This is a genomic window from Rhodoferax sp. (assembly GCF_037143375.1).
GTDB lineage: Bacteria > Pseudomonadota > Gammaproteobacteria > Burkholderiales > Burkholderiaceae_C > Rhodoferax.
In genome coordinates this window covers 1-11,013 of the sequence record NZ_JBAWYV010000108.1, presented here as the reverse complement: position 1 = coordinate 11,013, position 11,013 = coordinate 1, and the positions used below count along the sequence as shown (strand labels likewise).

The following is an 11,013-nucleotide window of genomic DNA, read 5'->3' as shown; positions in this document are numbered from 1 at the left end:
ACTGCTTTGACTGCTGGTGACCTGACCCTGAACGGCTTTCAGGTGGGCGCCTCTTCTGCCGGTCTGGCCGCCGGTCAAAGCACCGCCAGCGCGTTCTCGGTCGCCGCAGCGATCAATGCGATTTCACCCAGCTCGGGGGTGACAGCAGTTGCCAATGCCAATACGGTGGCGGGCGGCGCCATTACCAGTTTCGTGGCGGGCACGGGCGTGGGCACCGGCAACATCGGTGCCGGTGCCTTCAGCATCAATGGTGTCAATGTGGGTGACATCCAGGGCGGCGCATCAGCCGCTGGTCAGGGCGCCAATGTGGCTGCAGCGATCAATAAAATTGCCAACCAAACGGGTGTGACGGCGACCGCCAACGCCACCGATGGCACGTTAACGCTGAATGCTGCGGATGGGAGAGATATCAGCATCGCCATTAATGGCGCGGCAGCGGGTGCGACCGCTGGCGATCAGACGACGGCAGCGGATCTGGCCAAAACCACTCTAATGGCGCAAACTGGCTTGGCCAGCGGTGTCGTTGGCACGCAGGCAAAGGCGGGCCTTGCGCTAAGTGCACCCGTTCCCGCTACCACCGGTGCTCTGGGTATCTTTACACCCGTTGGTTTGGTATTAGGCGTGGGAGGATCTTCCCTGGTTACGCAAATCCACCTTGAAAGTGCGTCATCATTTCTTGATTTTAATGACTTTAAAGCCAATACGCTGACCGCAACGACCGCTTCAATGGCAGCTGCGATAGATGCTATTTTCGCGGGTGGAAACAACACTACAGATTCTGGGTTCACCATCAACTATGGCGGGCAGGCAACGTCCGACCTGGCCCTGTCTGTCGGTACGCTGAGCTTTTCGCGCGCAGATGGAGAGAACTTTACGACGGTTGTCGCGGCCTTTGGCCTCGGAACATCAAGTACTCCCAGTTTCGCTTCGGCGACAAGCCCCACAACCGATGGCCGTGTCGCTGTGGTGGTTCCGGTTGTGGCCGTCGCCGCCACCGCCGCCGCCAACCACGGCACCGTCACGATGACCAGCACCAGCTCGAATGGCATTGTCTATGGCGGTGCACACGCAGACCGTGCAGGCTTGCTGGCTGCGGGTGATACCGTTCAGGCCAACACCACCTCGTCGGTGTCAAGCATTGCCAGCATGAACGTGCTGACCGCTGAGAACGCGACCAAAGCTCTGTCCGCCATCGACGGTGCTTTGGGCACGGTCAATGCTTCACGTGCCGCACTCGGTGCGATTCAAAACCGATTTACCTCGGTGGTGACCAGCCTGCAAACGACTTCAGAGAATTTGTCTTCATCTCGCAGCCGGATTCAGGACGCGGACTTTGCCGCAGAAACTGCCGCCCTGTCGCGCGCCCAAGTGCTGCAACAAGCCGGTACCGCCATGGTGGCGCAGGCCAACCAGTTGCCACAAGGTGTGCTGGCGCTGTTGCGTTAAGTGGTTCAGCCATCCCCAAAAAGCGACGCCAGTCAAACCGGCGTCGCTTTTTTATGGGCTTTCAATAAAATTAGCCTTACCTTAAAGTACGGTTTTAAAGGAGCTAAGACCATGACCTGCGCAACAGTGACCAGCAGGGGGTAAATTACCATTCCTGCCCGAATTCGAGAAGCCATGCGTATCTCAACGGGGGGGGGCGGGTTGAATTCATTGAGGTGGTGTGGCGGGCGGTGCGCCTCTGTCGCGCCAGCGCCGCTGATTTTGCGGAGTGTTTGATTGAACGTGCCGCTGCCTCTGCGGGTTGCGTCCGGACGATGTCGTTTGACCAAGGCGCCGTCAAAAATTGCGCGATGACGTTCCTCGAATGATGATGAATATGGAAAAGTTTCGCAACATGTTGAATGACGCTTAACTTTTTCATGCTGGCGTCGATATAGGTGTACGAGTTGGCCCCAAGCTTTGTCTGTGGCGCGCTCGAAATGCGCGTTGATTGCAGGTCTTATGAGGCGTTTGCCTTGGGCGCCTGCTGTCGATAATATGGGGTGTTTGGAATATTCAGGAGGCTTGTATGGCTACCATCTCATCAACCGGCTTAGGCAGCGGACTCGACGTCAACAGCATCGTGACGCAGTTGGTGGCGCTGGAAAAATCCCCGCTTAAAACGCTGGTCCTGAAGGCGACCAATGCAACCAATCAAATTTCTACTTTCGGGCAAATCCAGTCGCAAATTTCGGCGCTGACCGATGTGGCGACCCGCATTGCAGACGCGGCGACCTGGGGTGGGCGCAATGCAACTTCGTCCAACAGCAGCGTGGCCACTATCACCGTAGCTTCCACAGCCACTGCCGCCGCCATCAGTCTGGACGTGGACCAGCTGGCGCAACAGCAAACGGTGTCGTCGCCGGTCATGGCGGTGGGCGCAAAGCCTGGGGCCGGGTCGCTGACACTGCAGTTGGGCACCTGGGCCACTGCCGTGGGCGGTGCCAAGACGTTCACTGCCGCTGGTACCACCCCGACCTCAACAAGTGTCACAGTCACTGCAGCCGACACTCTGGTCACTATTGCAGCCAAGATCAACAGCGCTGGTGCTGGTGTGACGGCGTCGGTGTTCAATGACGGATCAAACGAGCGCTTGCTGTTGACCTCCAAGACCACGGGTGCCGCAGCTGGTTTTCAACTGACGTCGACTGGTGCCGGCCTGTCTGGTCTGGTGTTTGACGAGGCCAATGTAGCCGCCAAGACCGGCATGGCAGCTAACCCTGTTCAGTACTCGCAAGATGCCAAGGCCCGCATCAATGGCCTCGCGGTGACCTCGGGCACCAACACGCTAACCAATAATATTGCAGGGGTCACCATCAATCTGGTGAACACGACCACCACGAACTATGGCAGTCCTGGCGGGACTACCGAGGTCAAGTCACCCATCACGATGACGATCAAAGAGGATGTGACACCGGCGGTTAAAAATGTGAATGACTTTGTAACTGCTTACAACGCCTTGAATGCCAGCCTTGCTGGTGCAACTAAATACGATGCAGCAACCAAGACCGCTGGCTTGTTTCAGGGCGATTCTTCGGTGGTGGGCTTGCAAAATATCATGCGCAGCATGATTTCTTCTTCCAGTTTGGGCGCATCGTCTCAGCGCTTGTCTGATATGGGTTTGGAGCGTCAACTCGACGGCTCACTCACCATCAATACCGCCAAGTTGAGTACGGCGGCCAATAATGGAACGACCTTGCAACAGTTGTTTACCAACAATAACAATGACCCCGCAACCAACGGGTTTGCGCTCAAGTTCAAGGCGGTGGGTCGTGCCATGTTGACCGCCGGTGGCTCAGTGCCCAGCAAGGTCGCCGCACTGCAAAAAAGTCTGGACGCCAACAAAGCTGCGCAAACCAGCGTGAATGACAAAGCCGCGCTGTTCGAGACACGCTTGCGTGCCCGCTACAGCGCCCTGGATGTGCAAATGGCTTCGTTGAATGCAATGAACAGTTACGTCACCCAGCAGGTGGCAACCTGGAATAAATCCACGGCCTGATTGAAGCCTTTTACTTTTCAAATGCCCTTGATTTGCATGACAAACTGCCGATAACTAAAGTATCAAACAAAATGGTGCACAACATGTTTACTTCAGTTAGTTCACGCTCAGCTTCTGCTTATCAACGTATCAGTGTGGAGACGGCGGTCAGCCAGGCCAGCCCTCACCAATTGGTCACGATGTTGTTGGACGGATTGCTCCAAAACGTGGTGGCTGCTCGCGGTGCTTTGAAACGCGGTGAAGTGGCAACCAAGGGTGAAAAAATAAACCGGGCGGTGCGCATCATTGACGAGGGCCTCAAGCCAGCGCTGGACCTTGCCAAGGGAGGCGATATTGCAGCCAACCTGAATGGTCTGTATGGTTACTGCTCACTTCGGCTGACGGAAGCTAATCTTAGAAATGACGATGCCGCGTTGGCAGATGTTATTCGCGTGATCGAACCTGTGGCAGAGGGCTGGAAGCAGATTGGCCCACAAGTTGCGGCCTAGTTCTAACAAACGCCTCACCGGGAGTTCGGAAATGTCACAAATGCTGATTGACTACTACAAAGCCATAGAAGACAGCAGCCTTCAGATGTTGAATGCCGCCAAGTCCGAGGACTGGGACCAGGTCGTTCATTTTGAAGGGGCTTGCGCCGTGCTGATCGAACAACTGCGTGCCCGTGCCCATAGCGAAGAGTTGCTGCCCGAGCAGCGCTCCGAGAAGGCCCGCATCATGCAGCGCATCTTGCAAAACGATGCCCAGATTCGCTACCTGGCCGAACCGTGGCTGGCGCACTGCGAGCAGGCGTTTGACGGGCAGCATCAGTATCTGCACTAAAGTGCTATTAATTTTGTAGCTGCTTGCGAAGATACGACGGGGGCTAGAGGCCTGTTTGGCTTAAATTACACCTGCATATTCATGATGTCGGTATAAGCCTGAACCATGCGGTTGCGCACATGCAGCGTGGCCTGAAATCCGATCTGGGCTTTCTGGATCGCGACCATGGTTTCTTCCAGGCTGACCTTGGGGTTTTCCATCTGAACTTCTTGCTGCAAGCGGGTGGCGTCGTTTTGCGAGGCGCTCACTGAGCTGAGGGCGCTTTTCAACGCACCCGAAAATCCGCCGTCCGCTCCACCAGTAACCTGGCTTGGCGAGAGGCGCGGTGCCATGCTGGGGCGCACCGTGGTGGGCATTGTGGTGGGTGATAGTCGGAGTTCCATGGTGCAGTCTTCCCTTTAAAAGTAGGGTGGTTGAATGCTAAAGCCGCTGGTCCCAAAACATTAATTTGAAGTAAGGGGTAATTCCCGGTCTTATTAACCTAATGTTTTCAGGGGTGGGCCGAATAATCGCAAGCATTGGTGGTGCAAAATCGCGCCACCCCGTACTGGACTCCACCATGCCTTCCGCACTTGCCATTCCCGTTAACCCGTCACTGTCCCAGCGTTTTGCCGGGCTGGACCAGGCCCAAAGGCTCCGCATTGGTCTGGGGCTGGCACTCTTTATCGCCATTGGCATCATCGGGCTGATGATGGGCCGCCAAGCGGAGTGGCGTGTGCTGTATGCCAATCTGGCCGACAAAGATGGTGGCGCCATCGTGGCCCAGTTGACCACCATGAACATTCCTTATAAGCACGCCGATGGCGGCGGTGCCATTCTGGTGCCCGCCGACAAGGTGTACGACACGCGTTTGCGTCTGGCCTCGCAAGGTTTGCCCAAGGGTTCGGTGGCCGGGTTTGAGACCATGGACGCCAACCGTTTTGGCATGACGCAGTTTCAGGAGCGGCTGGCGTTTCAGCGCGGGCTTGAAGGCGAGCTCACCCGTTCTATTCAGGCGCTCTCCTCGGTGTCGAGCGCGCGGGTGCATTTGGCTTTGCCCAATCAAAACGGTTTTTTCCGCGAGCAGCAAAAACCCACGGCTTCAGTTGTGGTTGGTTTGAACGCCGGGCGCACGCTGGACCGCGCCCAGTTGGCGGGCATTGTTCACTTGGTGTCTTCCAGTGTTCCCGAGATGAACCCGACTGCGGTGAGTGTGTTGGATGACACGGGCAAGTTGCTTTCGACTCCCCCCGAAGGCGCCAATGGCGCCGGTGGTGCCGATGCGCAGCAGTTGCAGTATGTGCAGCAGCTGGAGCAACTCTACAGCCGCCGTATTCTGGATATTCTGGAGCCGGTGGTGGGGCCGGGCAATGTCAAGGCCCAGGTAACCGCTGAGCTGGATTTTTCGCAGACCGAGTCCACCTCAGAGTCGCACAAACCCAACCAGTCGCCGGATTCAACCGCAATTCGCAGCCAGCAAACCTCAGAAAGCACCAACGGCGCGGCCGGTGGCCCGCCTTCTGGCGTGCCTGGGGCGACCACCAACCAGGTGCCTAACCCTTCTACCGCGCCCATCAACGGCGCCACCCAAGCCCTGACGCCCGCCAGTGGCGCTGCGGGCGCCAGCGGCCCCACCAAGCGTGAGTCCATCATCAACTATGAAGTGGACAAGATGGTGAAGGTGGTGCGTGGCGGCACCGGCATCGTGAAGCGCATCAGCGCCGCTGTGGTGCTCAACAACCAGTCGGTGACCGATGCCAAAGGCAAGACCACGAACACGCCGCTGAGCGATGCGCAAATCGAGAAAATGACCGCTTTGGTGCGCGAGACTATTGGATTCAGCAAAGATCGCGGAGATTCCCTGAACCTCATGAATGCTCCTTTTGCGCAGGAAAAAATCGTTATCAACGACCTGCCTTTCTGGAAGCAGGCCGAGTTCCTGGATCTGGTGCGCAGTTTTGCGTGGCCCGTGGGGACCTTGTTGTTTGGTGCGCTGGTGCTGCTGGGGGTGATCAAACCGGCGCTTAAAGTGTTGGCGCAAGCGCCTCACAAAGCGGCGCTGTCGCCCCACCAGTTGGATGCGGTTGAGTCGGAAGAACCCGAACGGGCCAAGTTGGCAGCCCCAGCCCGTAGCAATGAGCCTGTGCTTCCCACGATGGGTGAGTTGGCCATCGAGGATGCGCGTAAATTGACACGCGACAATCCAGCGGCTGTTGCTAATATTGTCAAGAGCTGGATTAATGGCGAGGCGCCGACCTGATCGGCGTCAACCGGGGTAAATAAAGATGGCTCAAGCTGACGGTCTGCAAGACGCTGCAATTCTGATGATGTCCCTCGGAGAGGAGGAGGCTGCCCAGGTTTTTAAGCACCTCTCGCCTAAAGAGGTGCAAAAACTGGGCGAGGCCATTGCCAAAACCAAGGTGGTGACGCGCGAGCGGGTCGACGAAGTGGTCGACCGGTTTACCGGCATCGCGGCGGCCCACAGTTTGTTGGTGTCCGATTCAGGCGACTATGTGCGCTCGGTGCTGAAACGGGCGCTGGGCGATGACAAAGCCACTCTGCTGATTGACCGCATTTTGCAAGGCGGCGATGTCTCCGGCATTGAGAGCCTGAAGTGGATGGACCCGCAATCGGTGGCTGAACTGTTGCGCAATGAGCACCCCCAAATTGTGGCGGCGATTCTGGTCCACCTGGACTTCGACCAGGCGGCGGATGTCATGAAACACTTCACCGAGCGCCAGCGCAATGAAGTGATGCTGCGCGTGGCGACCATGGAAGGTATTCAGCCTTCGGCCCTGAAAGATTTGAACGAGGTGCTGTTCCATGTGCTGGCCGGTGGCGACAAGGTGCGCAAGTCGTCGCTGGGTGGCGTGAAAACGGCTGCTGAAATGATCAACTTCATGGGCTCGGCCATTGAGGGCACGGTGATTGAGTCCATTCGCAACCACGACCCGGATCTGGCCCAGAAGATCATGGACAAGATGTTTGTCTTTGACGATGTGATGAAGCTCGACGACAAGGCGATTCAGATGGTGCTCAAAGAAGTGGCATCGGATGCGCTCATCGTGGCCCTCAAAGGCGCGCAACCCGAGCTCAAGGAGAAGTTTCTGGCCAATATGTCGTCGCGTGCGGCCGAGACGCTGCGCGAAGACCTGGAGTCGCGCGGCCCCATGCGCCTGTCCGAGGTGGAAGCGCAGCAAAAAGAGATTTTGAAGACGGTGCGCCGTCTGGCCGATGAGGGAACCATCGTGATTGGTGGCGGTGGCGGTGATGACGCGATGGTTTAAGCATGCGTAACTACACCCGTTTTATCCCCGGAGAAGAGATTGACGCTGTTGAGCAGTGGGACTTTGGCGCGGTTGACACCGCCTCGTTGTTGCTGGCTGCCAAAGGCAAGGCACGCGATGAGGCCTTGGACGAGGTCAAGAGTGAGGCGGTCAGGCAAGAGGGTTACGCCGAAGGGTTTGCCCAAGGCCATGCCAAAGCCACGCTGGAGGCGCAACGCCAGATTGCAGAATTTATAGCAAACCAGGGGCAAGAGGCCGCTCTTGGGTTTGCCCAGCTGTTTATCACGGCCCAAGAGCAACAGGCGCAGGCGGATCAAGTGATTGCCCGTGGAGTGCTGGACTTGGCCTGTGAATTGGCGCGTCAAGTGGTGCGGCAAGAGTTGTCCATCAACCCCACTGTGTTGAAACCGGTCATTCACGAGGCCCTTGGCTTGTTGGTTGCTGAGACCAAGAGCGCCGTGGTCAAACTCAATCCCCTGGACTTTGAGGCACTGGAAGACGTGGTGAAGGCCGAATTTCTAAACCTGTCGCTGACCTTGGTGGCGGATGCCACCCTGACACGCGGGGGGTGCCTGATTGAGTCCGCCGGAACGGTGGTGGATGGCACAGTTGAGAAACGTTGGAAGCGTGCGGTGGCCAGCCTGGGCTTGAGTTCAGCATGGGAGAAACCCCTTGAACAGCCCTAACAGCTCGGCCAAGTGGCAACAGTTTATGGACGATGCCCATAAACGTGTCAATACTGATTGCACGCTGGAGGTACGCGGCACGCTGACGCGGTTGACCGGCTTGGTGCTGGAGGCCACGGGTATTCGGGTGCCTGTGGGTTCGCAATGCCTGGTGTCGATGAAATCGCAAACCCCGGTTCTGGCCGAGGTGGTGGGTTTCTCTAGTGAACGTGCTTTTTTGATGCCGGCAGGCGATGTGCATGGCTTGTCAAGTGGCGCCAGTGTGGTGCCGGCGGCGGCCTTTGTGGCCGTGCCTCGTTTGGGTGAACGACGGCAGTCTGACCGGACAGCGGGTTATGGGATGTTGCGCTTGCCATTAGGCGACGGACTGCTGGGTCGCGTGGTGGACGCCCAAGGCGAGCCAATGGATCGTATGGGTCCGATTGCCAATGTGACATCACTACCGATGGACCGCAAGCAAATCAATGCCATGGACCGGGCGCCTGTGCGAGAAACCCTCGACACCGGGGTGCGCGCCATTAACGCGCTGTTGACGATTGGCCGCGGGCAGCGGATTGGCTTGTTTGCCGGCTCAGGCGTGGGCAAAAGTGTGTTGATGGGCATGATGGCCCGCTACACCCAGGCTGATGTGATTGTGGTGGGTCTGATCGGCGAGCGGGGACGCGAGGTCAAGGAATTTATTGAAGATATTTTGGGCGCCGAAGGGCGTGCCCGGTCGGTGGTGGTCGCGGCGCCTGCCGACGCGCCGCCATTGCTTCGCATGCAGGGCGCCTCTTACGCCACAGCGATTGCGGAGAGTTTTCGGGACAAGGGCAAGCATGTATTGCTGCTGATGGACTCGCTAACCCGTTACGCCATGGCGCAACGAGAAATTGCCCTGGCCATTGGCGAGCCACCGGCCACCAAGGGTTATCCGCCGTCGTGTTTTGCCAAAATGCCAGCTTTGGTGGAGCGCAGTGGCAATGGCTTGCATGGCGTGGGTTCGATCACCGCTTTTTATACCGTGCTGTCTGAAGGGGATGATCAGCAGGATCCGATTGCCGATGCCGCCCGGGCTATTCTGGATGGGCACATTGTGCTGTCGCGTGCGTTGGCCGAGTCGGGGCACTTTCCGGCCATTGACATTGAGCAGTCTGCCTCTCGCGTCATGCACAACGTGGTGTCACGGGAGCATTTTGAGATGGCGCGGCGGTTTCGTGCCATCAACTCACGCTATGAGAAGGGCCGCGATCTGGTTCAGATTGGGGCTTATGTGGGCGGGTCTGATCCGGGCCTGGATGAAGCCATTAAGTTGCACGAGGTCATGGCCAGGTTTTTGCAACAGGATATGTTTGAGTCGTCAGCGCTTAACACCAGCGTGCAGGAAATGATGTCCGCCATGAACCGCGAGCAGGTATTCCCATGAGTGCCATTAAAAGTTTCCTGCTGGCCATTGACATGGCGACACTCAAGCGGGATCAGGCCAACCAGGGTTTGATGCGCGCCCAAAATGCCTACTTGTTTGCACAAGATCAGATGTCACAGCTTGAAACCTATGCAGCTGAGACGGAATCAAGATGGACAGCTGCGGCGCAAATCAGCACTTCGCCGGAGATGATGAAACACCATTACCAATTTATGGGGCGTTTGCATCACGCCATTAGCTTGCAAACTGAGGCACTTGGCAATGAGCACCGAAAAGTGGATTTGGCCAAGCGAGTGGTGCTTCAAGCCGAGTTTCGGCTGGTCAGTTTGAAGCAGGTGTTGGCCAAAAAACAGGCCGGTTTGGATGTTCTTCTGGCACGGCGCGAGCAAAAGCAGATGGATGAGTTTGCCGCCATGCGCAAACCTCAATTTTCAGATGAATATTTCAGTGGAGGTCGATCATGAGTATTGAACTTGGCTCTGCACCAGCCAGCCCCAAAGCGATCGCAGGAACAGAAAAAACTGGTGCCAAAGGCAAAGTTAAGTCGGGTGATGAATCGGATACTCCGGCTGAAGGTGGTTTTGCAGCCATCATGACGTCGCTTGAACAGCCGGCTGAAATAAACGCTGGAACTGATGCGCTAATGAAAGCACAAGTCGCACTGCAACCGACCGTTTTGGCGGACCCCGTCGCCCCCTTGGTGCCCAGCATGCCAAGTGAGCTTGCCCTGTTGTTGGCCCAAGCTGGCGCAGTTAGTGAAGATAAATTTAACAGTGGCGGGACAGTTGCTTCAGAAAGTATGGTCAGCACCGAGAGTTTGATGAGTCGTGTGCGAGGTGGTAGCCCGCAGGCGCTGAACGCATTCCGTGCTGACAAGTCGGAACCTGCAAATGGTAAATTGCTGGTGCCTGGATCTGAAAAGACGGAAGACCTTCCGCAGAGTGTTAATGCATTGCTGGACCAGATGGCGCAAGCCCTGCCGGGACTCAGTCACAAGGCTCATGGCGTTGACTCAAAATCTGGTGCTGCGGCAAACCTTGCGGAGTCGAAATTGCTCACCCAGGCTTCGTTAGCCGACGTGGCGACCCGTGATCCCATCTTGTCAAGCGCCATGCTAGCCAGTGGTTTGGGGGAAGGTTTGATGCGTCAGGCCGACCGGGCTACCAATAAATCTTCAACTCAACCTGCTGGGTTGGGTGTGGAAGGGGCTTGGGGCCAAAGCGTTTTTCAGGCGGGCAATCGGGTTGATGTTCCTTCTGTGACCATTGATCCAACGTCTCAGCCGTTTGAAACGACGATGGCTGAAACGGTCAGTTATTGGGCCACGCACGGGGTTCAAAATGCCGAGTTAAA

The 11,013-nt window shown here is 57.1% G+C and carries 11 protein-coding genes; 10 read left to right on the top strand and 1 reads right to left on the bottom strand.

The window, feature by feature from the left end:
* From WCG50_RS14095 to WCG50_RS14080, 4 genes are all read left to right on the top strand, one after another.
* A partial coding sequence (locus WCG50_RS14095; RefSeq protein WP_336900237.1) for a flagellin occupies positions 1-1,446 on the top strand: 1,446 nt, incomplete at its 5' end.
* Between the two features lie 568 nt (positions 1,447-2,014).
* Positions 2,015-3,484 carry a flagellar filament capping protein FliD gene (gene fliD, locus WCG50_RS14090; RefSeq protein WP_336900236.1) on the top strand — a complete coding sequence of 490 codons (1,470 nt, stop codon included), beginning with the start codon at positions 2,015-2,017 and terminating at the stop codon, positions 3,482-3,484.
* An 83-nt stretch (positions 3,485-3,567) separates the two neighbouring features.
* Complete coding sequence (fliS, locus tag WCG50_RS14085) at positions 3,568-3,972, top strand: flagellar export chaperone FliS (protein WP_336900235.1); 405 nt, start codon at positions 3,568-3,570, stop codon at positions 3,970-3,972.
* A 31-nt stretch (positions 3,973-4,003) separates the two neighbouring features.
* Entirely contained in the window at positions 4,004-4,303 is a 300-nt protein-coding gene (locus WCG50_RS14080) for a flagellar protein FliT (protein ID WP_336900234.1), read from the top strand.
* A 65-nt stretch (positions 4,304-4,368) separates the two neighbouring features.
* On the opposite strand, the gene fliE is transcribed toward WCG50_RS14080, so the two are convergent.
* Complete coding sequence (gene fliE, locus WCG50_RS14075) at positions 4,369-4,686, bottom strand: flagellar hook-basal body complex protein FliE (RefSeq protein ID WP_336900233.1); 318 nt, start codon at positions 4,684-4,686, stop codon at positions 4,369-4,371.
* Positions 4,687-4,862: 176 nt separating this feature from the next.
* Here fliE and fliF point away from each other — a divergent pair, with 176 nt between their 5' ends.
* The 6 genes from fliF to WCG50_RS14045 all read left to right on the top strand — a co-directional run.
* The gene (gene fliF, locus WCG50_RS14070) at positions 4,863-6,542 is read left to right on the top strand and encodes a flagellar basal-body MS-ring/collar protein FliF (protein ID WP_336900232.1); all 1,680 of its coding nucleotides are present in this window, start codon (positions 4,863-4,865) and stop codon (positions 6,540-6,542) included.
* Positions 6,543-6,567: 25 nt separating this feature from the next.
* On the top strand, positions 6,568-7,569 hold the full coding sequence (gene fliG, locus WCG50_RS14065; RefSeq protein ID WP_336900231.1) for a flagellar motor switch protein FliG: 1,002 nt from the start codon (positions 6,568-6,570) through the stop codon (positions 7,567-7,569).
* 2 nt (positions 7,570-7,571) lie between these two features.
* Positions 7,572-8,255: a FliH/SctL family protein gene (locus WCG50_RS14060; protein ID WP_336900230.1), complete on the top strand. Its 684-nt coding sequence runs from the start codon at positions 7,572-7,574 to the stop codon at positions 8,253-8,255.
* A gap of 25 nt (positions 8,256-8,280) precedes the next feature.
* Entirely contained in the window at positions 8,281-9,660 is a 1,380-nt protein-coding gene (fliI, locus tag WCG50_RS14055) for a flagellar protein export ATPase FliI (protein WP_336900238.1), read from the top strand.
* Positions 9,657-10,124 (top strand): flagellar export protein FliJ, encoded by a 468-nt coding sequence (locus WCG50_RS14050; protein ID WP_336900229.1) that lies wholly within the window; start codon positions 9,657-9,659, stop codon positions 10,122-10,124. The genes fliI and WCG50_RS14050 overlap by 4 nt, the downstream gene beginning before the upstream one ends.
* On the top strand, positions 10,121-11,013 hold an 893-nt coding region (locus WCG50_RS14045; protein ID WP_336900228.1), incomplete at its 3' end, for a hypothetical protein. The genes WCG50_RS14050 and WCG50_RS14045, both read left to right, overlap by 4 nt.